The organism is Aquabacterium lacunae (assembly GCF_004310865.1).
GTDB classification, from domain to species: Bacteria; Pseudomonadota; Gammaproteobacteria; order Burkholderiales; family Burkholderiaceae_C; genus Aquabacterium; species Aquabacterium lacunae.
Genome location: NZ_SIXI01000005.1, coordinates 261,698 through 287,296, shown reverse-complemented (window position 1 = coordinate 287,296; position 25,599 = coordinate 261,698). Strand labels below are relative to the sequence as shown.

General features: G+C 66.4%; 13 protein-coding genes. 8 read left to right on the top strand and 5 right to left on the bottom strand.

Annotation, left to right across the window (positions count from 1 at the left end; genetic code table 11):
• The first annotated feature begins 4 nt into the window (after positions 1-4).
• The 6 genes from EYS42_RS13350 to EYS42_RS13325 all read left to right on the top strand — a co-directional run bounded on the left by EYS42_RS13350 (position 5) and on the right by EYS42_RS13325 (position 16,236).
• Positions 5-763, top strand: a complete 759-nt coding sequence (locus EYS42_RS13350) for a response regulator transcription factor (RefSeq protein ID WP_130968680.1) — start codon at positions 5-7, stop codon at positions 761-763.
• A gap of 3 nt (positions 764-766) precedes the next feature.
• Positions 767-2,779: a sensor histidine kinase gene (locus tag EYS42_RS13345; RefSeq protein ID WP_130968679.1), complete on the top strand. Its 2,013-nt coding sequence runs from the start codon at positions 767-769 to the stop codon at positions 2,777-2,779.
• 193 nt (positions 2,780-2,972) lie between these two features.
• Positions 2,973-4,676, top strand: a complete 1,704-nt coding sequence (locus tag EYS42_RS13340) for a ShlB/FhaC/HecB family hemolysin secretion/activation protein (RefSeq protein ID WP_130968678.1) — start codon at positions 2,973-2,975, stop codon at positions 4,674-4,676.
• Positions 4,677-4,767: 91 nt separating this feature from the next.
• Entirely contained in the window at positions 4,768-12,414 is a 7,647-nt protein-coding gene (locus EYS42_RS13335) for a two-partner secretion domain-containing protein (RefSeq protein ID WP_130968677.1), read from the top strand.
• Positions 12,415-12,583: 169 nt separating this feature from the next.
• Entirely contained in the window at positions 12,584-15,121 is a 2,538-nt protein-coding gene (locus EYS42_RS13330; RefSeq protein ID WP_130968676.1) for a JDVT-CTERM domain-containing protein, read from the top strand.
• A complete protein-coding gene (locus EYS42_RS13325; RefSeq protein ID WP_130968675.1) occupies positions 15,121-16,236 on the top strand; it encodes a CPBP family intramembrane glutamic endopeptidase in 1,116 nt (371 codons plus the stop codon). Before EYS42_RS13330 ends, EYS42_RS13325 begins: the two co-directional genes overlap by 1 nt.
• Positions 16,237-16,260: 24 nt before the next feature.
• On the opposite strand, the gene EYS42_RS13320 is transcribed toward EYS42_RS13325, so the two are convergent.
• The 5 genes from EYS42_RS13320 to EYS42_RS13305 form a co-directional block, all read right to left on the bottom strand.
• Entirely contained in the window at positions 16,261-16,953 is a 693-nt protein-coding gene (locus tag EYS42_RS13320) for an OmpW/AlkL family protein (RefSeq protein WP_165456777.1), read from the bottom strand.
• Positions 16,954-16,969: 16 nt separating this feature from the next.
• Positions 16,970-18,205 carry an SGNH/GDSL hydrolase family protein gene (locus EYS42_RS17100; RefSeq protein WP_165456776.1) on the bottom strand — a complete coding sequence of 412 codons (1,236 nt, stop codon included), beginning with the start codon at positions 18,203-18,205 and terminating at the stop codon, positions 16,970-16,972.
• Between the two features lie 147 nt (positions 18,206-18,352).
• Positions 18,353-18,859, bottom strand: a complete 507-nt coding sequence (locus EYS42_RS13315) for a DUF4442 domain-containing protein (protein WP_207301161.1) — start codon at positions 18,857-18,859, stop codon at positions 18,353-18,355.
• Positions 18,860-18,911: 52 nt separating this feature from the next.
• Positions 18,912-19,814 (bottom strand): ParB N-terminal domain-containing protein, encoded by a 903-nt coding sequence (locus EYS42_RS13310; RefSeq protein ID WP_130968673.1) that lies wholly within the window; start codon positions 19,812-19,814, stop codon positions 18,912-18,914.
• 67 nt (positions 19,815-19,881) lie between these two features.
• Positions 19,882-23,190, bottom strand: a complete 3,309-nt coding sequence (locus EYS42_RS13305) for an acetyl-CoA carboxylase family protein (protein ID WP_130968672.1) — start codon at positions 23,188-23,190, stop codon at positions 19,882-19,884.
• Between the two features lie 254 nt (positions 23,191-23,444).
• Here EYS42_RS13305 and EYS42_RS13300 point away from each other — a divergent pair, with 254 nt between their 5' ends.
• Both EYS42_RS13300 and EYS42_RS17450 read left to right on the top strand, forming a co-directional pair.
• Positions 23,445-23,942, top strand: coding sequence for a Cache 3/Cache 2 fusion domain-containing protein (locus EYS42_RS13300; RefSeq protein WP_130968671.1), 498 nt, complete (start codon positions 23,445-23,447; stop codon positions 23,940-23,942).
• A gap of 28 nt (positions 23,943-23,970) precedes the next feature.
• Positions 23,971-25,551 carry a methyl-accepting chemotaxis protein gene (locus EYS42_RS17450; RefSeq protein WP_130968670.1) on the top strand — a complete coding sequence of 527 codons (1,581 nt, stop codon included), beginning with the start codon at positions 23,971-23,973 and terminating at the stop codon, positions 25,549-25,551.
• The last annotated feature ends 48 nt before the right edge of the window (positions 25,552-25,599 follow it).

The window sequence follows — 25,599 nt, the reverse complement described above, 5'->3', positions numbered from 1 at the left end:
GAACATGCCTTCCACCACACGCATCATCGTTGTCGAAGACGACCCGGATCTGCGCATCGATCTGGTGGACTACCTCACCCTCAAGGGCTACATGGCCATGGGGGCAGCGTCGGCCCAGCACCTGTGGAACCTGCTGGCCATGCATGCGCCGGACCTGGTCCTGCTGGACATCGGATTGCCCGATCAGTCGGGGCTGGACGTGGCGCCCGTGCTGCGTCAGAGGTTTCCTGCCACCGGCATCGTGATGCTCACGGCCTTCGGTGACGAAGGCATGCGGGTGGCCGGGCTGGATGGGGGCGCAGACGCCTACCTGGTCAAGGGCGCCTCGCTGGAGGTGATCGAGGCCACCTGCCGCAGCGTGTTGCGGCGCCTCGCTCTGCACACCCAGGCGGCTGCATCGCAGGCCTCGATGGCTCCCAGCGCCCAGTCGATCCCTGCATTGGACAAGGCACAGGATTGGTTGCTGCATGTGGCCAACTGCACCCTGAACGGCCCTGGCCAGACTGGCGTCGAACTCACGGTGATGGAAGTGAGCTTCCTGCAGCGCCTGATGCGCACCCCCGGCCTGACCGTGAGCCGAACCGAGCTGCTGAACCACATGGGCAAGCCCGAAACCCTGAACAACCTGCGCAACCTCGACGGCTGCGCGGCCCGCTTGCGCAAAAAGGTCGAGCAGGACATGGGCCAGGCCCTGCCCTTGCGTTCCTTCTATGGCCAGGGCTATGTGTTCACAGGCACCTGCCAGATCATTCAACCGGCCTGAACCATGCCCACCTCTCGCCCCATGCCCTGGCAACGTGCACCCTGGGGCTGGGCCCTGGGCCTCATCGCCCTGAGCTGGCTGCTCATCTTCGCGACACTGGTTCGCCCGCCTGCGCAGCAGCCTGTAGACCGCAGTCACCGAGAGGTGCCGGGCCAGCGCGCTGAAGTCGATGCGGCCGTGCTGAGGTTGGTGCCGCAGGTGAACCTGGTGCGGCGCCCGATCGAAAAGCCCTTCACGCCCACCCTGGCGCACTGGGAAGACAAGAGCGCCCAGGCCTCCTTTGCCCAGGCGCGGTCGCAATTGCTCGCAGGACAGTTCAAGCCCCGAGCGGTGCCGCATGCCGCAGGGGCCCGGTCCACGGCCTTCTGGTATGTGGTCCCCGTCAAGCGGACCGATGTGGAGCAGGGGCGATGGCTGGCCGTCGTGGGCATGCCCTACCTGGACGACGTGCAAGTGTGGCTGGAGCGTGGCGATGGCCGCATCGAGCACCTGCAACTGGGCGACCACTTCCTGGGCGACGGCCGACAGATCCATGCCCGACACCACACCGTGGGCATGAACCTGCTGCCCGACGAAGAGGTGCTGATCTGGGTGCGCTCGCGCACGGACGGCACCATGCGGTTCACATTCAGCCTGGACTCCCCCGCCCATTACTTCAACACCGAAGTGAACACCAGCGCGATGCTGGGCATGTTCATCGGTGTGCTGGCGCTGGGCTGCCTGACCTACGCGCTGACCAGCATCTGGCTGCGCGATGGCATGCTGGGTTTTTACAGCCTGTTCCTGGCCACGCTGGTGCTCCTGTACATGGGGCAAACAGGCTTGCTGATCCAGTTGGTGCAGGCACCGCCCTGGTGGTTGAACGACCTGTTCGCAGGGTTTGGCACCACCGGCCCCTGGTACGCCGCAGGGGTGCTGTGGGTGAACTGTCTGGACATGGACAACCACCAACCGCGGCTGGCCCGCATGTACCGCGTGCTGGCCCTGCTGTTTGCCATGGCCCTGCCCCTGGCCCTGACCCCGCACTACAACAAGGTGGTCAACATCAGCTTCCTGATGGGTGTCGTGTCGTCGCCCCTGATCCTGTATTGCGCCTGGGTGGCCTGGCGCCGCATGCACGATCGCTTGCGCATGGTCTACCTGATCGCCTTCCTGAGCTACCAGGTTGGCGGCATCGTGCTGGCCGCTTCACTGCTGGGGCTGCTGCCCTCGAACGAACTGACCAGCCAGATCTACCCGGCCGCCACCCTGTTCCACACCCTGGTGATGGCCGTGGCCATGGGCATGCGCATCAGCCGCGAGCGCAGCGACAAGACCCTGGCACAGGAACGTGCCGCTGCGCACCAGCGCTTTGTGGCCATGCTCACGCACGAGTTCCGCAACCCCCTGGCCAGCATCGACCGCAGCGCCAACCTGCTGCAGGCCTTGCAGTCGCCCACGGGCGAGCAGCTGCATTCGCGCATCGCCAACGTGCGTCAGCAGGTGCGTCGCCTGGGCACACTGGTCGACGGCTTCCTGACCGTGGGGCACGACGACCAATCCCCCATCACGCCCAACCCCACCGAGGTGACCCTGCGCGAATGGCTGAACAGCCTGATCCAGGCCATGGGCCCCGACATGGGGGCGCGGGTGCAACTGGAGATGCCACAGGGGGATCTGCGCGCCCACCTCGACCCGAAACTGATGCGCCTGGCCCTGAACAACCTGCTGGACAACGCGCTGCGGTATTCGCCTGACGACGGCGTGGTGCGCCTGGTGGCCCAGGCCCATGAGTCCGGTGGTGTTCGCATCGCCGTGATCGACCAGGGCCCCGGGCTCAGCGAGGACGAGATGGCCCGCCTGGGCGCCCAGTACCACCTGGGTGACGAACTGTCCCAGGGCCAGCGCAGCACGGGCTCGCAGGGCACAGGGCTGGGGTACTTCTTCTGCCGCCAGATCGTCGAGGCCCATGGTGGCCAGGTCACACCCAGCGCCCTTCGGCCTCAGGGGCTGTGCGTGACCATCTCGATACCGTGACTTTTTCACGGGCAATTGCCACAAAGCGCCCCCCAGGGCAGGTGCCTGCGCAGATTTTCAAAGAATGTCAAAGAATTGAGGCGACAGCCACCCGGCGAAGCCTCCTACAGTGCCTGCAGTTTTCAACCGCCAGGCGCTGAAGCAGTCCCCAGCCCACGAGCTGTGCTTCGGTGCATGCACACCGTCGCACCTCATGAAAAGAACAATCGCCGCTTCGATCGGCCTGATCAGCGCCACCTTCGCCCACGCGCAGACCGCACCTTCTGACCTGGACGCTGCGCAGCGCCGCGCCCAGCAGATCCAGCAGCAGCAGGAACAGCAACTGCGTCGCGACCTGGACGCGGCCACCCCGCCGCCCCCCCGAGTGACCGCCCCTGAGCTGGGCCTGCCCCCGCTGCCCGCCGTGGAGCCGGGCCCCTGCGTCAAGGCCGACAAGGTGGTGATCGAGGGCAGCGAGTGGTTGTCCCGCGATGTGCGCGAGCTGGTCACCAGCCGCTACGTGAACCCCTGCCTGCAACGCAGCGCCCTGCAGGAAGCCCTGACCCTGATGACACAGGACCTGATGGTGCGGGGCCTGATCACCAGCCGGGTGTACCTGCCCGACCAAGACACGGCCACTGGCGAATTGCGTTTCAAGGTGGTCGAAGGCCGCATCGAGCGCGTGGTGTTCGACAGCGCGACCCGCATGGCCCACGCCTTCCCCATCCAGGCCGGTGACGTGCTGAACCTGAGGGACATCGAGCAGGGCATCGAGCAGATGAACCGCCTGCCCACCAACCGCGCCACCATGGACATCCTGCCCGGCAGCGCCGCAGGCCTGAGCGTGGTGCGCATCACCAACAAGCCTGAGGGCCGCGTGCGCGGTTCGCTGTCGCTCGACAACCAGGGCGCCACCTCGACCGGCGAGCACCAGTGGGGCGGCACCATTGCGGTGGACAACCTGCTCAGCCTGCAAGACCTGCTCAGCCTGAACTACAAGCAGAGCACCGACCTCGATGTGGACCGCAAAGGCAGCCGCAGCGCGGGCCTGAACTGGAGCGTTCCCCTGGGCTACCACACGGTCAGCTACACCTTCACCACCTCGGAATACGCCAGCAGCTTCACGGCCCCCTCGGGCCTGACCCTGCTGTCGGATGGCACCTCGTGGAGCCACCAGGTCAAGCTGGACCGCCTGCTGTGGCGCAACCAGACCAGCCGCGTCAATGCCAGCGGCGGCTTCACGCTCAAGGAAAGCCGCAACTTCCTGGAGCGCCAGTACCTGGCCGTGAGCAGCCGCACCCTGAGCGTGGCCAGCCTGGACCTCAATGCCAGCACCCTGGCGGGCGGCTGGATGATCGACGGCGGCGTGGGTGCCGACCTGGGTACCTCGCTCATGGGCGCCCAGAAAGACCGCGACAACCTGCCCGACTGGGCGCCGCGCGCGCAGTTTCAGCGCTACCGCGCCACCTTGAACCTCTCGCGCCCCTTCGAGCTGGCCGGCCAGAACCTCATGTGGTCGACCCAATGGAACGGCCAGTACGGCGCCGACGTGCTGTACGGCTCGGAGCAGATGTCGATTGGCGGCCTGTACTCGGTGCGCGGCTTCGTCCGCAATTCGCTGGCCGGTGACCACGGCCACTACCTGCGCAACGAGCTGAGCCTGCGCAAGCCGCTGCTGCTGCCCAACGGCCAGGTGCATCAGCTGAAGCTGGCCCTGGGCCACGACATCGGCCGCGTGTTCAGCCGCGTGGACAACACACCAGAAGGTGTGCTGTCCGGCTGGTTCGCCAGCCTGAACCTGTACGCCGGCCCCTTCCAGATCGAACTGATGCACACCAAGGCGCTGAACCAGCCCGGCCGCTGGTTCAACCAGCTGGAATCGGGCCAGACCTGGTTCCGACTGAACTGGGCCTTCTGAGCAGCTTCCAGCCACTTCTGAGCCACGGCAGCCATCGCCCCATCGCCTTGCCCTCCGGGGCATCCGCCACCGAACACCTGAGCAGTACGCCATGAACCACGCCTCCATCAACCGCATCTACCGCGTCGTCTTCAACGAAATCACCGGCACATATGTGGCGGTGCCCGAATTCGCCCGTCGAGCTGGGCCGGGGGCTTCGGGCAAGGCGATGACTGCGGCGTTGCTGGGGGCCCTGCTGGTCACGGCGCCAGGCGCACAGGCGCAAATTCAACCGGTGGCGGGCACGCTCACCAATGTGTACAACGCGCCCAACGGCGTGCCGGTGGTGAACATCAACAAGGCCAACAGCAATGGCCTGTCGCACAACCAGTACAACCAGTACAACGTCGACACCCGGGGCGTGGTGCTGAACAATGGCAACACCAGCCAGATGGCGCGCAGCTCGCAGCTGGCCGGTCAGGTCATGGCCAACACCAACCTGGTGCAGGAAGCCCGCGTGATCCTGAACGAGGTGGTGGCCCCCAACCGCACCACCCTGGCCGGCTTCACCGAAGTGCTGGGCAGCCGGGCCGATGTGATCGTGGCCAACCCCTACGGCATCACCTGCTCGGGCTGCGGCTTCCTCAACACCGACCGCGTGACCCTGACCACCGGCGTGCCCACCTTCGATGCGGCCAAGCTGCTCAAGGGCTTTGCCGTCTCGCAAGGTGACCTGCTGATCACCGGCAACGGGCTGAATGGCAACAACCAGACCCTGATGGAGCTGGTGGCCCGTGGCATCAAGGCCGAAGCGGCCATCAACACCCCGGGTGTGCTGCGCGTGGTCGTGGGCACCAACCAGTGGAACCTGGACAACACCGTCACGGCGCTCACGCCGGGTGCAGGCGCCCCCTTGCTGGCCCTGGACACCGCCACCCTGGGTGGCATGTACGCCGGACAGATCCGCATCGTCTCGACCGAAACCGGCCTGGGCGTGCGCATGGCCGGTGACATGTCGGCCTCGGCGGGCGACATCCGCATCTCGGCCGAGGGCCGCATCAGTGGCACCAACAACCTGTCGGCCGCTGGCCAGCAGGTGGTGGTCGAAGCCAGCCAGGGCATGGACCTGTCAGGCAATGTCTCTGCACGCCAGGTCAACCTGAGCAGCCAGCAGGACGTGACGCTGCGCCAGGGCAAGCTGGTGGCCGACGAGCTGCTGGCCGTCAGTGCCGCCTCGCTCAATGACGTGGGCATGACCGCCGCCAGCAAGGCCCAGCGCTTCGGCCAGACCGTGACGCTGAACACCACCGGTGCCGCCTCGGTGGCCAACGCCGTGTGGGGCGCACAAGGCAACCAGACCGTGACCGTGGGTGGCGCGGCCACCCTGAGCAACGCCGACCTGTACGCCAAGGGCGCCCTGGCCATGAGCACCGGCTCGCTGGGCCTGCAAGGCACCAGCCAGGTGTCGTCGACCGCCGCCGCCACCGTGAGCAGCACCGGCCGCACCGACATCGCCGCAGGCAGCACGCTGCAGGGCCAGGCCCTGCTGACCGTCAGCGCCTCGACCGTGGGCAACCTGGGCACCCTGCAGGCCAAGGCTTTGCAGATCAATGGCAACCTGGACAACGGCAGCACCGGCACCGTGGCCTCGGAAGGCGCACTGAACCTGAGCGGCACCCAGCTGACCAACCAGGGCAAGGTGATGGCCGACACCCTGAGCGCCAGCACCACCAGCCTGAACAACTCGGGCACACTGCAAGGCCGCACCGTGAGCCTGACCCAATCGGGCCAGCACACCAACAGCGGCACCGTGGTGGCGACCGGCAACAACGCCGCCCTGTCGGTGCAGGCCAACGGCCTGAGCAACAGCGGCAAGGTGGCCAGCGACGGCAACACCACGCTGAGTGTGAGTGGCACCCTGAACAACACCGCCACCGGCCAGGTGACGGGCCAGGCCATCGGCGTGACGGCCACCACCGTGAGCAATGCCGGTCTGGTCGATGCGGCCAAGGCCCTGACCGTGGGCAATGCCAGCACCCAGAGCCTGACCAACACCGGCGCCTTGCAAGGCGAAAGCCTGACCGCCCAGGCCAATGGCGTGAGCAACCAGGGCAAGATGCTGGCGCAAAAGGCGGTTCAGATCACCAGCCGCACCAGCGCCATTGGCAACACCAGCACGGGCACCATCCAGGGCACGAGTGTCACCCTGAGTGGTGGTCTGGACAACGCGGGCCTGATCAAGGCCAAATCGGCCACCGCACTGGCCAGCGAGATCTTCGTGCGCATGGACGACCTGAACACCGCCTGGGCCAACCAGGTGGGTGGTCGCATCGAGTCGGATGGCAGCGTGCGCCTGCGCGGCACGCAGGGCACCCAGGCGGGCACCGTCAATGCGATGCAGGACATTGCCTTGGGCGACGCCCTGCGCAACCTGGCGCAACTGAACATCTCGGGCACCGTGATCAGCCAGCAAGGCCGGATCGATGCCCTGGTGGGCACCGGTGGCACGACCGTGTCAGGCACGGTGCAGGCCAAGCAGGCGGTGGACCTGAGCAGCAGTGGCGCGTTCAGCCAGACCAGCACCGGCGCCATCGTGTCGACGGATGCCAACGTGGCCCTGGGCAGCACCCAGAGCACCCTGACGCTGTCGGGCAAGACCACGGCAGGTCAACAGGCCAGCCTGAGCAGCACCAGCGGCACCACCACCGACAGCAATGCGGTGGTCACGGCGCAGCACGTGCACGTGCAAGGCGGCGCCTGGGCGAACAGCGGCAAGGTGGCGGCCAGCGACCGCATCACCAGCACCGCCACCCTGACCAACCAGGGGCTGCTGCAAGCCCTGGGACAGGCCAACGGGACGTCCGCCTTCGCGCAGGTCAGCAACCAGAGCGCAGGCCGCATGGTGCTGGCCAACACCACCTTCGGCAACAGCAATGCCGCACTGGACAACCAGGGCCGCATCAGCTCGACGGGCAACATCAGCGGCACCGTCAGCAGCCTGACCAACGGCAGCGGCAGCAACCACACGGCCGCCATCGTGGCGGCCAAGGCCCTGAGCCTGAGCACACCGGCCAGCTTCACCAACGAAGGCGCCCTGTTTGGCGGGGAAAGCCTGAGCCTGTCGGTGACGAACGGCGGCAGCCTGACCAACAGCGCCAACGGCGGCATCGCTGGCAGTGGCACGGTGCAACTCAGCGCGGCCGGCACCTTCACCAACAGCGGCACCGTCTACGGCGCCACCTCGGTGACCGTGAACAACACCCAGACCATCGTCAACCAGGCCGGGGCCGACCTCAGTTCGGATGGCAACGTCAGCCTGGCCGCCAGCGGCAACCTGCGCAACCACGGTGCCATCACGGCCAACGGCAACATCACCCTGAGCGCGGGCGGTTCGTTCACCAACGAAACGCAGTTCAATGGCGTGTCGATCTCCAAGGCCTGGAAGACCACCAGCCCCTTGAGCAAGACCAACCGCAGCACCTTGTCGACCGAAGGCAGCCTCAAGAGCGGCATGAACGTCTGGCTGGACACCTACACCTCGAAGGAAGAGGAAGAGCTGGTCGGCATCACCGAGCAGGCGCTGGACCAGGCCGTGAAGGCCCAGATCGTGGGCACGGGCAGCAACTCGACCGTGACCATCAGCTACGGCAGCAGCGGCCTGAACAAGGTGGCCACCATCACGGCACCGAACGTGAGCATCGGCGGCTCGGGCACCTTCACCAACGACGACATGAGCCTGCTCAAGCGCGACTCGGAGCGTCAGATCCTGCTGGTCAACGACAACGGTGAATTCGACGACGAAAACAAGATCTACGCCATGACCAATGTGTCAGGCAGCTTCAACCGGCCGAACGGCTCGGAATCGTCGGAGGATTACAACCCCGGCAGCGCCTGGACCCAGGTCTGGGGCACCAGCGACGACGACTGGAGCGGTCAGGACGAAATCAATGCGGCCAATGACGCCGTCGGCAACCCCAAGAACCTGGCCACCCACAAGCAGTTCAACGCGGGCATCAAGGCCAACAACTTCAGCTTCACCAGCGGCACGCTGAACAACGTCAGCTCGCCTTTCCCGACCGACACCAGCAAGGTCAGCACCTCGGCCTCGCTGAACACCTCGGGCATCAAGACGCAATCGGGCAGCACCGACAGCAGCCAGAGCGTGCAAGGCGCGTCGACTGTGTCGGGCCCTGGCGCAACCCTGAGCAATGGCCAGAGCATGCAGGCGGCCTCGGCCGTGAACAAGCTCACCTTCGGCGGCGTGAACTTCAACCTGCCGACCAACCCCAACGGCCTGTACGTGGTCAGCCAGAACCCCAAGGCCGGCTACCTGATCGAATCGAACCCGCAATTCGCCCTGCAGTCGGACTTCGTCGGCTCGCAGTACATGGCCGAACGTTTCGGCATCAACCCCGACATGCAGCTCAAGCGCCTGGGTGACGCCAGCTACGAGGCCTACATGATCCGCCAGCAGGTGATCAATGCCACCGGCTCGGCCCTGATCGGCAGCGCCCGCAACGAGGCCACGCAGATGCAGGCCATGATGGACGCCGCCATCAGCCAGGGCAAGAGCCTGGGCCTGACCTACGGCAAGCCCCTGACGGCCGCCCAGATCGCCAAGCTCGACAAGGACATGGTCTGGATGGAAGAGGTGGTGGTGAACGGCCAGAAGGTGCTGGCACCGCGCGTGTACCTGGCCCCCAGCACCCTGGCCAACCTGACCAAGGGCGCCAGCATCGTGGCCAGTGAAAAAGCCACCATCCAGGGCGATGCGCTGACCAACACGGGCGGCACCATCCAGGCCAAGAACCTGGACATCAAGGCCGGCAGCGTCACCAACACCAGCGGCACCATTGACGGCACCGAGTCGGCCCGCATCGAAGCCACCAAGGGCTCGGTGGTGAACCAGACCGTGGCCAACACCACGGGCAATGCCGCCGTGGGCCAGAACACCAGCATCGGCAAGACCGCCACCATGGGGTCGAGCAAGGGCAACCTGACCATCAAGGCCGCCGAGAACATCACCGTCAAGGGTGGCCAAGTGAACGCCGGCCGCAATGCCAGCCTGGAAGCCGGCAAGGCCATCACCGTCGACACGATCCAGAACAAGACCACCTCGTTCGATGCCGACGGCACCTCGACGAAGACCGTGCGCAATGTGGGCTCGGGCATCAACGTGGGCGGCAACCTGGGCATGAAGGCCAAGGACGACATCACGGTGGGTGGCTCGAACGTGAACGTGAAGGGCAATGCCAGCATCCAGTCGACCACCGGCAGCGTGAAGGTGGTGGACCGCGTCGACACGAGAGACACCGAAACCCGCGCCAAGGTCAGCGAAAGCACGATGTCCGACGGCTCGCTGTACAGCAAGAGCACGACCAAGACCGTGACCTCGGAGGGCAAGTCGCAAGGCAGCAGCATCACCGTGGGTGGCAACACCAGCATCCAGGCCGCCAAGGACCTGACCCTGCAGGGCTCCAGCGTGGACACGGGCGGCAAGCTCAGTGTCAAGGCCACCGATGTCAACGTGAAGGCCGGCCAGAACTACAGCACCTCAACCACCACCACCACGACCATGTCGATCGGCAAGATCGACAAGCCCGAAGGTTCAGCCAAGGCGGGCGCAGAAGCAGGCGGCAGCAAGGCTTCGGCCAGCGCCAACGCCAAGGGCTCAGCCGGTGTGAACCTGACCGAACTGGACACACAGACCACGTCCAAGACCAAGATCACGGGTTCGGCCTCATCGCTGAAGTCCGGCGGTGGCATGGCCATCGAAGCCACCAATGCGCTGAATGTGGAAGGCTCGAACATCGACGCAGGCGGTGACCTGGCCGTGAAGGCCAAGTCGGTGAACGTGACCACCTTCAAGGAAGTGGACACCACCACCACCACGCGCAAGACCGAAGGTACGGGCATCTACACCGAAGGCGAAGCCAAGGCCGAGGCCAGCGCCTCCAAGGGTGGCGGCAAGGTGCCCACCGGTGGCCGCGCCAAGGCTGAGGCCGAGGCCACGGGCACCACCACCATCGGTTCGCGCAACAAGAGCTCGACCGAGACCGAAACATCGATCACCAACCTGCGCTCGTCGATCAAGTCGGGTGGCAACATGTCGATCAAGGCAGACGAGACCGCCTCCTTCCATGGGGCCGATGTCAGCTCGGGTGGCGACATGACCATCCAGGCCAAGGACATCATCAACACGGCGGCTGAAGACTCGAAGATCACCACCAGCAGCTCGTCGACCGAGTTGTCGGGGGTGTACATCGACGGCACCGCCAACGCCAACGCCAAGGGCTCGGGCAACGCCAAGAACGCCGCCAGCGTCAACGGCTCGGCAAGCGCCTCGGCCGAAGCCAGCGCGGGCCTGCGTGCGGCCAAGAGTTCCGAGATGAAGCGCGAAGGCGAAACCACGATGAAGGGCAGCACCTTCACCTCGGGTGGCAACCTGACCCGCAAGGCCGAGAACAAGATCTCCGACCAGGGCAGCGCCTTGAGCGCAGAAGGCAACATCGAGCAGTCGGCCAAAAAGATTGTGGAAACGCGTGCCGAGAACACCAAGTTCAGCGAAAGCAGCAGCAGCTCGATCGACGGTCGCATCGGCGTGTCGGCGGGGGCCAGCGCCGGCGCCAGTGGTGGTGTCACCGGTGGCGATGCTGGCGCGGGCACCTCGGTGGGCGTGAAGGCCAAGCTGGACGAATCGGCCAGCAAGGAATCCAGCAAGGACACCACGCAGCAGGTCACCACCTACAAGGCCGGCGGCAAGATCAAGTCGACCTCGCAGGAAGAGACCGTGCTGCTGGGCACGCAGATGAAGGCCGGCAAGGGCGTGGAGATCAGCGGTGGCAGCGTCGACATCCAGGCGGCCCGCGACACCAGCACCAGCAGCAAGGACGAACGCAGCAACTCGGGTGAAGCCAAGGTGGGCACGGGCGGGGTGGACCTGGCCTACAAGCACGGCGAGAAGGGCGAGAACAAGGACAGCTCGACCGCCAAGGGCGCCAGCATCGACGCGGGCGCAGGCGGCCTGGTCATCCGGGCCCGCACGGGCGACGTGACCCTGGAAGGCAGCGAGTTGTCGGGCGCCAGCGCCACCATCAAGGCCGATCAGGGCGCGGTGAACCTCAAGGCCGCCACCAGCACCGACAAGTCGTCGACCATGGAAGCCAACGTGGACGCCAGCCTGTCGGCCTCGAAGGACGGCAAGACGAAGGAGAAGTCGGGCTCGGTGGGCCTGTCGGCCGACTATGCCAAGGGCCAGTCGGCCAAGACCACCCAGCAGGGCGTGAAGATCAACACCACCGGCAACACCTCGATCGAGGCGGCCAAAGACGTGACCCTGCAAGGCACCAGCGTGGACGCAGGCGGCAATGTCGGCATCCAGTCGACGGGCGGCAAGGTCAAGACCGAGGCCTTGCGCAACACCGAGAGCAACAGCAATGTGGGCGCTTCGATCGACTTCAACGCCGGCGGCAAGTCAGGTGGCGATTCTGGCGGTGGCGGTGGCGGTGGCGGTGGCCTGAACGTCGACGCCAGCATCGGCAGCTCGAACCAGTCGACGGTTCAGGGTGTACAGATCAAGGCGGGCGGCAGCAGCCAGATCAAGGCCCAGGGCGCCGTGGAGCTGCAGAACACGCAGATCGACGCCGGCAGCGGCTCTTCGGTGCAAGGCCAGAGCGTGAACCGCAGCACGGTGCAGGGCCAGTCGAGCAGCACCACCATCCACATGGACGTGGGTGGCGTGTCGGTCGAACGCAAGTGAGGCCTTGCCCCTTGTGGGCAACGTGATCAGGGGGGAACTGTGCCATGTTCACCCCCTTGATCAGATTCGCACAGATTTGCGATGAAATGCGAAGACATGGCGCGCGCGGCCTTGCCTAGAGTCCAGCCACCCCCTGCAAGCAACCGCAGGTGATGTGAACACTGGACCCATGAGAAGGACGCTCGCACCCATGATGACGCTCAAGAAACTCTCGGCCTCGCTGATGGCCGCCTCGCTGCTGACACTGGCCACTCCGCTGAGCCTGACCCACGCGGCCAACCACCCGCTGAGCAAGACCAGCAACGCGGTCAATGAGGAAGGCGTGGAGTTTGTGGACCTGACCGTGAACGTGGATTGGGACTTTGTAAATCCCCCCCTTCATTTCAACGCTCCAGGCATCACCCTGAACAAGGATTACATCCGCGCGCAGATCAACCAGCTCTCGCGCAGCCTGTTCGTGATGACCAACGGCAAGCAGAAGCTGCGCAACGTGTATGTGTTCAGCAATAAGCAATACGGCGAAAACGTCGACATCCAGCTGATCAACAAAGAAGGCCGCTCGTACGCCACGGGCTTCAGCGGCTTTGGCTTTGAAGGCTTCAGCACCTACAACTTCCTGGGCATGAACAACGCCCCGAGCGGCCAGGACCCGGAAGTCAGCACCGAAGCCTTCCTGGGCCAGGTCGTGGCCCACGAACTGGGCCACTACTTCCTGGGCCTGGCCGACGAATACGTGGAAGCAGGCAAAGCGGTGGACCCGGCCAACCCCGGATCCCCGGCAAGCACCGACACCGCGTTGAACACCATCATGAACAACCATGAGACGTTCGCCCGCCTGTCAACGGCCGCAGACTATGGTGCAGAAACACAGACAGCACAAGGCCGGGTGTACCGCCTGAGCAGCAACAACCAGGGTGCCAGCGCCTGGGAAACCCTGATCCGCAACCCGGCCCTGGACAGCGAAGTGGCCAGGGGCGATGCGGGCCACAATGGCCGTCGCCAGTGGTTTGCGGCCTTCAAGAACCTGAGTGTTCCGGCCGTGGCCGATTTGAAAACCAACGCCAGCGACGGGCAAGCCCAGATCCAAGGCCATGCCAGCGACCTCAGCATCATTTTCAAGAGCGATGCGGGACAAGAGATTCACAACACCAACGGCCCATTGCCGGAACAGGGCCCCGCCCCCAGGCAACGCAAGGTGATCGTGATCGATCGCACGCTGCCGGAAAGCGCCTTCAACGAAGCCATTGCCACCGCCAAGGCCATGCTGACACGTGAAGCGGCTGTGACCGACGTGCAAAAACAGGCGCGCTATGCCGTGACAGCCTTTCCGATCGTCAGCGGGAATGCACCGACGTTCAGCGATGACAGCGACGGCATCAACGCGCGCATCACGGCGCTCAGTGGCATCACGCGTGCCACCTCGGGCAGCTTTGACATCGGTGTGGCCTTCAATGCCGTCCGCAACAGCCTGTTGACCACCCCGTTGGCCAGCAGCGCCACCACCGACAGCCTGGAGGTGCTGACCCGCCAAGGCGCCACGGCGCCCGCCACGCTGGCGCAAACGGCCAAAGACAACAAGGTGGCCCTGAACGTGGTGGGCTTCCGCCTGCCGGCCAGCGCACCCGTGGTGGCCCCTGCCGCCGACACCGTGCCCCTGGCCACCCTGGCCCCAAAAACCGGCGGTGACTTCAACACCGCCAAGAACGCCCAGGAAGCCACCCGCGAAATGGCCAAGGCCGCTGCTGCGCAAGCCGGCGAGGTGCTGAACCTGATCGACGTGGATTCGCACCCGGCCCTCGGGGCCGGTGGCCTGGCGATCACCACCTTCATCCTGTCCCCCAAGGAGTACGACGGTGAAAAGGTGGTGCTGAAGTGGTTCTTCGACCCCGAAGACGCCAACAAGCTGACCTTCAGCATTCGCAACAAAAATGGCGTGTTCGTCACCTTGACATCGCAAAACGGCTTGACCCTTGACACACAAAATGGCGAAGCCACGTACGTGATGACCAACGACCTCGCGCCTGCGGCGACACGCTCGCCGATGGAGTTTGCGGAGATCGTGATGCGGGCCCAAGCCTCATCGACCACCGTCGATGGCCTCGACATGGAGGTCTACAGCGATGCGTCGACCGCCACCAACCCGATCAGCCTCGGCGCCTCGGTGGTCGGTGGCGCCAGCGACTCGCTGACCGTGCCGGTGATCACGGCGCGCTTTGGTGGCAGCACGCCCATCAAGGGCGGTGATGTGAAGGTGTCGATCGTGCGCACGTCGGACGGCACCACGGTGCTGGAAGGCCTGAGCATGCAGGACAACGGCGCGGGCGCCGACGAGCGCGCCAACGACGGGGTCTACACGCTCAGCCTCGACGGCCGCCTGCCGGCCGGTGACTATGCGGCGGTGATCGTGGCGCTGACCATCCCCGACACCTCGAAATTCAGCTCGAACGTGATCCGTGCCAACGGCAGCCTGCCCGCCCGCGCGGACGTGATCATCGAAGACGAAATCCAGCGCCTGGCCGATGTCGAGTTCACCTTGCTGGAAGGCGCCAAGGGTGTGGTGGCGGCTGCGGTGCCTGCCGCCGCGCAACCTTCGTCGGGCGGCGGTGGTGGCTGCACGGCCCTGCCTGGCCAGACCGATGCTTCGCTGCTGGCCCTGGTGCTGGGCGCCGCAGGCTTTGCCGCCTGGCGCCGTCGCAAGCAAGGCTGATGCACAGCGCCTCCCCCTTGCGGCGCGCCGATGCCGGGTGGCTGATGCTGCTCGGTTCGGCCAGCCTGGGGGTGGCCTGGCTGGCCCACCGCCACCTGGGCCTGTCCCTGCAACCGCTGGGGTGGGTGCACTGGGTGGCGTTTTTGTTGGTGGGGCCCTGGGTGGAGGAATGGGCGCTGCGGCGCCAGTTGCTGCCAGAATGTGTCCGGTGGCTGCACCGTCGCTGGCCCCGACAGGCCCCCTGGGTGGCCAACGGCCTGGTGAGCCTGGTGTTCGTGGCGCTTCACCACGGCATGGCCGGGCCCATGGCCTGGCTGTGGTTCATTCCCTCCTGGGTGCTGGGCATGGTGTGGTTCAGGTTTCAACGGTTGAGCGTGTGCGCCCTGGTGCACACCTGGTTCAATGTGTCCCTGCTGGTGGTGAGCAGCCTGGGGGTGGCCCATGCAGGCACACTGCCGGCGTCAAGCACGCCATCGAAGGGGGCGCACATGCCCGACTGTACGCAAGGGCCCGAAGCGGGCCATGCATCGCTGCACACCGAATCACCAGCCCTGGTCACAGTCCGTCAGGCCGATGCTGGAATGATCCGCCTGGCCATGGTGCAGGCCGCGCCGCCCACATCGCCGGGTGCGCCACGCACATGGACGCTGGTCGTGCAGACTCAGGCCGACTCGGCCGACCACACCACCCGCTGCTGGCGCAACACCACCTTGCTGGGCACGCCCGACACGGCACCGCTGCCCACCATGCAGTTCGAGCACGGTTTGCTGTCGATCACGTGGCTGCGGCCAGGCGCCGCACCACCCGACGGATCTGCTGATGCACAGGCGTTCAGGGAGATGCACCGCATGGTGTTCGACACCGATCGACCCGAGGCCCCCTTGGTGCGCTACGAACACCAGGTGACCACGCTGCGCGAGGTGCGCGGTGTGCGTGCCGACCTGGTGCGTCACACGGCGCAGTGGCATCGCCGACCCGCCGACGCGAGCGAGACGTCACGAATCAACGGCGAGCTGCAGGCCCTGCCGCTGATCGGTTTGCAAGCGATGCCGGAACACACGGCCTACAGTCTGCAGCCCAAGGTCAATCGCGTGTACCGCTCTGGCACGCCTTGATCAGCGGCTCATGTGGCCTGCACCTCAATACCGGTAACCCACGTACAACCCAGCGGTGATCGGGTTCAGACGCACGTCGATGGTCTGCCCTGTGCTGAGCGTGGTGCGCGTTTTGAGCGGTGTGAAGGCCAGCATGCCTTCCACGAACATGCGTTCATTGATGTTGTAGGTGGCACCCATCTGGGCCGTGAGGGTGAACTTGTCTTCGACCTTCAAGGTGACGGGGTTGCCGCCCGGGTTAAGCAGCGCTGTGAGCGTGCCATTGCCCTTTTCCTTGACGAAGTTCACGTAGGTCAACCCCAGGCCGAACAAAGGGCGCACCGCGGCTTTTTCGTCCAGGAACCGGTACTGCACGAAGCCGGTGGCGGGCACCACGCGGGTTTCACCGATCTCTCCCACGCCAGCAATGGCCCCATCACCGCTGATGCGAGCCTTGAATGGAATGCCCACAGGCAGGTCCAGGCTCCAGTGCGAATCCACCTTCCAGTTCACCCCGCCACCCAGGGCGTAGGCATTGCTGATGTCGACCTTGGAGCCTGCCGGTGATGGCGCGCTGAGGTTGCCGCTTTCGACCTGGGGAAAGGCCGCGTTGACCCCGATGCGGGCACTGAGCTTGCCCACCCACCAGCCGCTGTCGGCATGGCTGTCGGTCGGGGCGATCAGCAAGCCCAGGCAGCAGGCGGTCACGGCCGCCACAGCAGTCAGTCGATGTGTCATGTCGAATTCCTTTTGCTCACAACCAGCCAGCTTCGGCCAGGCGCTTGGCCACCAGCTGGGCGAGCAGTTGGTGTCCGTAAGGGGTGGGGTGGAAGTTGTCGGCAAAGACATAGGTCTTCCACCAGTCGGCGCCCGTGGCGTTCTGCGTGGGCATGATGCTCGACGCATACGCGTCATTGCAGGTCTGCGGCACCGACACCGACACATTGGTGTCACCCAGGCCGATGGTGCCGGGTGCCACCACGCTGTTGGTCTTGGTGCCCCCCGCTGCGTTCACGGTTTCGAAGCACACGGTCGAAGTGGTGTTGGTCAAGCCGTACTGCGCGGGGTTGTCCAGCTGGTCGTTGAAGGCGGTGAACAGGTCCACCACGGCGATCTTGCCGCCATGGGCCGCCACGGCCGTGTTCAGCGCCGCGTTGTAGGCCTGCACCCAGGCCCGGAACAGGGCTTGCAACTGCGCGGCCTGGGTCGCATCGAGCGTGCTCAACACCGCTTGCAGCCTGGGGGTGCGGGTCACATCCAGGGTGTTGAGCACCACCACGCGCTGCACGCCCTTGTCCAGCGCCTGGGTCTTGATGGATGCCACCAGGGTCTGAGCCAGTCGGGTCATGTAGGCCGCACCGGCAGCTGCACCCTTGTCGGTGGCCAGCACGCCACTGCCAGCGGTCGTGCCACCGTCCTGCAGCAGCGAGGTGATGACCTGTCGGAACAAGGTAGTGTTCAGCGTGCCAGCCGTCTGTGCATCGGTGAGGTAAGCCGTGATCAGCTGGGCCGCATCGTTCGACGAACCCTCGCCCACAATCAGCACGTCGCCGCTGCTCATGCCACGGGCCGACAGCTCGCTGAGCTGGCGCAGCATGCTCGAAGGCACCACCGGCACCGCCGTGAAGGTGTCGTTCACCGTGTCGCTGTTGGTGTCGGTCATCAAGCCGAAGTTGATGGCAGCCCCCGCCACCGCGTGGTTGAAACACGCGTCGTTGGTGGTGTAACTCACACCGCCGTTGCTGCTGCGGTAGTGGGCGCACAAGGAAAGGCCGTAAGCAGCCGCCACGCGCTCGGTGTAGACCGCATAAGGTGTGCCACTGGCCGATTGCACGGTGAACTTCAGGCCGAAGGTGCCCGAGTCGGCCAGGCTGGCCCCCACCACTTTCAGGCCCACCGGGTTGAGCTTGGTCTCGCCGCTGTTGCCACCGCCGCCGCAGGCAGCCAGCAAACCGGCAGCCACCAGGGCCGCCAAGGTGTGTCGCTTCATGTTGTTGCTCCTCGGTTCACACAGTCGGGCCGGGGAATGCCGACCCCTGCGTGTGAATCTGACGAGGGCAGTCTAGGGATGCAACAGCTGCATCGAATGGTAAAAAAGACGGGGCGCGTGCGGATTGCACGCGATGGACGATTGGCGTCAGGCCTTGCGTTGTTTCGGCACCCACGCCCAGACCATCTCGCACTGGATGGGTTCGGCACCCGTGCTGTCGGTGATCTGAACGGGCACGGTCACCTCGCCTTTGTCGAGCGTGAGGATCTGCTCGACTTGCTCGGGGCGCAGCTGGGCCACGGCCTTCATGTCGCCCTGGGCGCGCTTGAGGTAGTTCACCTTCAGGGTCTTGATGAGGGGAAGCTTGTCATCGGGCAGGTTCATGCCCACGCAAAAGCCGGTGGCCGTTTCGGCCAGCAGGGCCATGGCGGCGGCGTGCACACCCTGGATGTGGTTCTGCACCGGCTTGCGGTTGCGGATGTGCACCACCACACGCTGCGATGACACCTCTTCGAACCGCAGGCCGGCCGTGCCCACCATGGGCACCACGCGCCCGAGCATCTTGGAGGTCAGCCATTGGCGCAAGCCAGCGGGCAGGCCGTCGAGCTTGCTCAGCATGCGGCTCATCTGGTTGGGGCGGCGAGAGGTGCTCATGGGTGTCCTGTGGTGTGGCGGATGAAGGCAGTGAATCATGTCAAGCTGGGCGTCAGGCGCCGCGGGTCAGGCGGGCACGGTCCAGCCACAGCTCGCGCACCGTGCGCTGCAGGCGGGCGATGAAGGCTTCGGGGCTTTCGTCGGGGCGCGGCTCGGTCAGTTCGCGCAGCAGCGCCTCCTGGTCCTGCCCGGCCTGGGCTGCCTGCTGAGCCAGCTCTTCGGCCGGTGGCGCCTTGGGTGTGCGGCTGCCTGATTTGGCCTCCCGCACCTGGCGGGCCACTTCCTTGAGCTGCTTGCTGCCACCGGCCACCGCGTTGTGCTGCTCGTCTTGCGGCAAGGTGGCCACCACGGCCGCAGCAGAAATCGAGATGTCACCGGCCTTCACGGCGGCCACCAGCTCGGGCACGGCCGTTTGCTGGATCTTTTCGATCTGGGCCACGGTGGCGGCGCTGATGCGGGCGGCGCGGGCAATGGCCTCGCGGCTCTTGAGCGGCTCGGCCTCTTCCCACGGCGCGAGGGTGTCGGCGGCCACGGCGCCGACCGCCGGACCCGCAGCGGGGGCGGCATCAGCGACGGCTGCCTCGGGCGCTGCAGCGGTGGCCTGGTCAATCGCCTTCACGGCCGCCTGCTTGCGCGCTTCCAGCAGGGCCTTCTTGCGCAAGGCCAGCACGCCACGCTGGTAATCGGACACGCTGCGCCGCCCCAGGTGCTGGTTGATCATCCACAGGTGCACGTCTTCCATGGAGCGGAAGTGCGGATGCTGCTTCGTCTCGAAAGGAATGCCGTGCTGCGTGCAGATGGCGTAGCGGTTGTGGCCGTCAACCAGGATGTCGCCCCACAGCACCAGTGCATCGCGGCAGCCTTCGGCCAGCAGGCTGCGCTCGAGTGCCTCGTGTTCGTCGGGCGTGAGGGGGTCGATGTAGGCCTTGAGTTCTTCGAGGACGGTGATGTTCATCGGGCGCGGAATCAGGTGCAGAAGCAGGATCGGGTTCGGTCAGGCGGGGCGCGAAGATAGCACGGGCTCACCAGGCGTCCACGAAGGGGCGCTTGCGGCCCTGGCGTGGCGCCGGTTGCGGCATCGAGGCCAGCCCACGCAACAGCCAGCGGCGGGTGTCGGCCGGATCGATCACGTCGTCGAGTTCCAGGTGGGCGGCCATGTTCAAGGCCTTGCCGCGTCGGTAGGCCTCGGCCACAAGGCCATCGAACACCTGCTGGCGCTGCACCGGATCGGCAATGGCTTCCAGCTGCTTGCCAAAGCCCAGGCGCACCGCGCCTTCAAAGCCCATGGGGCCGAATTCGCCCGTGGGCCAGCTCACGGTGAAGTCGGGCGCCAGCAGGCTGCCGGCCGTCATGGCCTGCGCGCCCAGGCCGTAGCCCTTGCGCAGCACCACCACGAAGTAAGGCACCGTGAGGCTGGCCGCGGCCAGGAACATGCGCGAGAAGTGGCGCACGGTGGCGGTCTTCTCGGCCTCGGGGCCCACCATGAAGCCGGGCGTGTCGCACAGCGACACCAGCGGGATGTCGAAGGCGTCACAGAGCTGCATGAAGCGCGCAGCCTTGTCGGCCCCATCGGCGTCGATGGCGCCGCCCAGGTGGCGCGGGTCGTTGGCGATCAGGCCCACGGGGCGGCCCTCCAGCCGCGCCAGGGCCGTGACCATGCCGCTGGCAAAGCGCGGGCGCAACTCCAGCACCGAGCCTTCATCACACAGGGTGCGGATCACGGCGCGAACGTCGTACACCTGGGTGCGCTTTTCAGGGACCAGGTGGCGCAGCAGGCGCTGGTCGGGCGCGGTCCAGTCGGTGGTGCGCCCCTGGAAGTAGCCCATGTAGCGCTGGGCCACGGCCACGGCTTCAGCCTCGTCCTTCACGACGATGTCGATCACGCCATTGGGCTCCTGCATGCTGACCGGGCCCACCTCTTCGGGTGCGAACTTGCCCAGGCCGCCGCCTTCGATCATGGCCGGGCCCGCCATGCCGAGGGTGGTGCTTTGCGTGGCGATGATCACGTCGCAGCAACCCGCCAGGGCTGCGTTGCCTGCGAAGCAGCGGCCATTGACGATGGCCACCGTGGGCACCAGGCCACTGAGGCGGGCCAGCCCCAGGAAGGTCATGTTGTCGAGCAGACTGACCCCGGGGTATTCGTCGTTGGGGCGCCCACCACCACCTTCGGCCCACAGCACCAGGGGGATCTGCCGCTGCAGGGCCAGGTGCAGCAGGCGGTCGGTCTTCTGGTGGTTGATGACGCCCTGCGTGCCGGCGAACACGGTGTAGTCATAAGCCATGACCATGCAGCGGGCGGCCTGCTCACCGAACTGTGCGGCGTTCACGGTGGCCAGCCCGGCCACCAGGCCATCGGCGGGGCTGCGGGCGATCAGTTCGGCCTCTTTCAGGCGGGTGCGTTGCGAGGCCAGTGCCAGCGCGCCGTATTCGATGAAGCTGCCAGCATCGACGAAGCGGTCGATGTTCTCGCGCGCGGTGAGCTGCCCCTGGGCGTGGCGTTTGGCCACAGCCTCCGGGCGGGCTGCGTCCTGGGTCACGAGGTGGCGCTGCACCACCTCGGCCAGGTCGGGGCGGATGTGGTCGGGGTCGAGCGCCTGCTGACCGCTGGCATGCGCCTGCCCGTCGTCGTGCCGCGGGTCGAGTGCCAGCAGGGCCTGCCCGTCGGCCAGCACATGACCCACCTCGGCCAGCAGCACGTCCACACGCCCGCCCTGCTCGACCAGGATCTCGAACTCCATCTTCATGGCCTCGACCAGCGCCACGCACTGGCCGGCACGCACCACCTCGCCGGGCTGCACGCGCCAGGCCATCAGCGAGCCAGGCACCGATGTGCACACGGCCACGCAGCCTTCGGGCAGGTCGGCCACCGCGTGGGCCCCACCTGCAGACGCACCTTGCGTGGCTGGGCCTGCATGCAGGTGGATCAGAGGCTTGGGCCGCGGCTGCTGCTCGGCCAGTGGCAGCAAGGCCGCGAGCTGCTGCTGCAGCCAGCGCGTGCTCACGGCGTGCGCGCCCACATCGGCATGCGCCAGGATGGCCTGGGCCAGCGCGATGTTGTGGGCCACGCCATCGAGGCGAAACTCGGCCAGGGCGCGGCGCGCACGGGCCACACAGGGCGCAAAGCCCAGCGGGTGGTGCACCACCACCTTGGCCACCAGGGTGTCAAAGCCGGGGTGGGGCTGCATGCCGGCATGGCCACAGCCATCCACGCGAATGCCGGGCCCCGCCGGGGGCTCGTAGGCCAGCACCAGGCCGGTGGCCGGCACCGCGCGGCCGTCGGGCAGCTGGCGCTCGGTGTTCACGCGCACCTGGAGGGCACAGCCCTGCGGGCGGGGAATGTCGGCCTGGGTCAGCCCCAGCTCGGCCAGGGTGGCGCCTTGGGCCAGCCGCAGCTGGCTTTGCACCAGGTCCAGGCCCGTGACCTGTTCGGTGACGGTGTGCTCGACCTGCAGGCGCGGGTTGGCCTCCATGAAGTAGAACGCCCCAGACTGGTCAAGGTCCACCAGGAACTCGAAGGTGCACAGGCCCCGCAGCGTCACGGCCTGGGCCAGGCGCACGGCAGCATCCAGCAGCTGCTGGCGCAAGGCCGCATCGAGGTTCGGCGCCGGGGCGATCTCCAGCAGCTTCTGGTGGTTGCGCTGCACGGTGCAATCACGTTCCCAGGCATGGCTGACGGCCCCGGAGCCATCGCCCAGCACCTGCACCTCGATGTGGCGTGCACGGGCCACCAGCTGCTCCACATACACCGCGCCCTGGCCAAACGCGGCCTGGGCTTCGGCCTGGCAGGTGGCGTGCAGGGGCGCGATGTCGTCGAAGGTGTGCACGACGCGCATGCCGCGCCCGCCCCCACCGGCCAGGGCCTTGATCATCATGGCGCCGCCTTCACCCAGACCCCGGAAGAAGGCCTGGGCCTCGGCCACCGTGGTGGCCCGGTCGATGCCTGCGGTGACAGGCACGCCGCAGCGCTGCGCCAGCGCACGGGCCTGGGCCTTGTCGCCCAGCAGGTCGAGCACCTCGGGCGCTGGCCCCACGAACACCAGCCCAGCCTCGGCACACGCGCGGGCAAAGGTGGCGTTTTCGCTCAGCAGGCCATAGCCCGGGTGCACATGGGTGCAGCCCTGAGCACGCGCCGCCGCCAGCACGGCGGCCTGGTCCAGGTAGGCCGGCACGCCACGCCCTGGCAGCACCACACAGGTGCCCACATGCTCGGCATGCAGGGGGTGGCCCTCGTCGCTGGCCTGCAGGCCCACCGTGCGCCAGCCCAGCTCCTGGGCCGCACGGGCAATGCGGATGGCAATTTCACCTCGGTTGGCAATCAGCAGGACGGGCATGGGCAGGCTCGGAAACAAGGGGTGGGAGGGCAGCAGGCGCCACAGGCGTCTGGCTCGGGGCATGGTAACGGCTGCGCCCCGCGTGCAATCGCGCACGAAAAGGCGTGAATCGTTCACGCGACAAGACCTTGTCGAGGTGGACGCAGCCTGGTCAGGCGCTCAGTTCTGCGGTGCAGGAACCGATAGCACGTACAGACCGTGGCGCGTCTTGTCTGTGCCACACCTTCCCACCCGTGCACTTTCAGGAGAGCTCCATGCACCTCAGCCGCCGCACCCTCATTGCGTTCAGCCTGACCCTGTCGGCCTTGTCCGGTCAGGCCCTGGCCAATGACCCCAAAGCCACCATCTCCCAGCTCGAAGAGCGGCTGGCCAAGATCGGGGCCCCCAAGGTGGAAGGCACCATGGCCCAGGGTGACAAGACCCTGCCCGCCCTGTACTTCGGCGCGCGCCGCATCAACGGCAACTACGACGTGGTCGACGAGATCAAGAAGGCCAGCGGCGCCACGGCCACCGTGTTCGTGAAGGATGGCGATGACTTCGTGCGCGTATCGACCAACGTGTTGACGCCAGAAGGCAAGCGTGGCGTGGGCACGCCTCTGGCCCGCGCCAAGGCTTACGAGGCCGTCAAGGGCGGCAAGGAATACTGCGGCGACGTCGACGTGCTGGGCACTCCCTTCAACGCCTGCTACCGCCCCATCAAGGACGGCAGCGGCGCCGTGATCGGCGCCACCTACATCGGCTACAAGAAGTGATCGGGCGCACGCCCGGGGAGTACCGCACATGCTGACCGCATCTGCCCGTCAGGGGCTGTCCAGCCCCTGGAGCCTGAAGGCCCGACTGGTCTCGTCCTTTCTGGCCGTGATCGTGCTCACGGCCCTGCTGGGTGCTGCCGCGCTGTTTGCCCTGCACCGGGTGAGCAGCAGCTCGGACGACCTGGCCGAGAAATGGCTGCCCAGCGTGCGCGCCCTGGGTGAAGCCCGCACGGCCATGCTGGCCTTCCGCGAGCTGGAGGTGAAACACACCACCGCAGCAGACGAAGGCTACATGGCCGAGTACGAAGACAAGATGAAGGCGCAGGCCGAGCTGGTGGGCAAAGCACTGAGCCAGTACCGTGGCCACGAGCTGATGGAAGGCGAAAAGCCCTTGATCGACAAGACCGATCAGGCCTGGGCCGCGTATCAGGCTCAGACGGCCAAGATCGTGAAGATGGGCCGCAGCGGGCAACAGACCGATGCCAAGGACGTCAGCGATGGTGCAGGCAAGGACCTGTTCGACACCGTGCTGACCGATCTCGACATGACCGCCAGCTTCGTGTTCGAGCAGGGGCAGGCCTCTGGCGAAACGGCCACTCAGATCTACCGCACCGCGCTGGGCGTGGTGCTGGCACTGCTGGGCGTGACGCTGCTGGCAGGGATGGGGCTGGCGGCATTGATCACACGGCAGACGCTCAAGCAACTGGGCGGCGACCCGGCCGAAGCGGTGGCCCTGGTCCGCACGGTGGCCTCTGGCGACCTGACCGGGCAGGTGCGCTTGCGTCCAGGCGATCGCGACAGCCTGATGGCGCAACTGATGGCCATGCAGCACAGCCTGGGCCAGGTGGTGTCTTCGGTGCGTCAGACCTCCGAGAGCGTGGCCACCGCCAGCGAGCAGATCGCCCATGGCAACAGCGACCTGTCGCAGCGCACCGAGGTGCAAGCCAGCGCGCTGCAAGAGACGGCAGCGTCCATGGACGAGCTGGGCTCGACCGTGCGCCAGAACGCCGACAACGCACGGCAGGCCAACCAGCTGGCCCAGCAGGCCAGCCAGGTGGCGCAGCAGGGCGGCTCGGTGGTGCATGAGGCCGTGGACGCGATGAAGGCCATCCACGACAGCTCACGCCGCATCGCCGAGATCACCAGCGTGATCGACGGCATCGCTTTCCAGACCAACATCCTGGCGCTGAATGCCGCTGTGGAAGCGGCACGGGCAGGCGAACAAGGCCGCGGCTTTGCCGTGGTGGCCGGTGAAGTGCGCACCCTGGCACAGCGCTCGGCCACAGCGGCCAAGGAAATCAAGGACCTCATCCAGGCCAGCGTGGACCAGGTGCAGACCGGCACCGAGCGGGTCGACCGCGCAGGCCAGACCATGGACGAAGTGGTGCAGGCCATCCAGCGCGTCACGCAGATCGTGCAGGAGATCAGCGTGTCGAGCGATCAGCAAAGCCTGGGCGTGCAGCAGGTGGGCGAAGCCGTCAGCCAGATGGACCAGGGCACCCAGCAGAACGCCGCGCTGGTGGAAGAAAGCGCTGCCGCCGCCGAAAGTCTCAAGCAGCAATCGCGGCAGCTGGTCGACTCCGTGGCGGTGTTCCGCACCCAGGCCTGACCCGTCGCACGCATCCTTTCCACCCGAACCGGGCACAAACCCACCCCC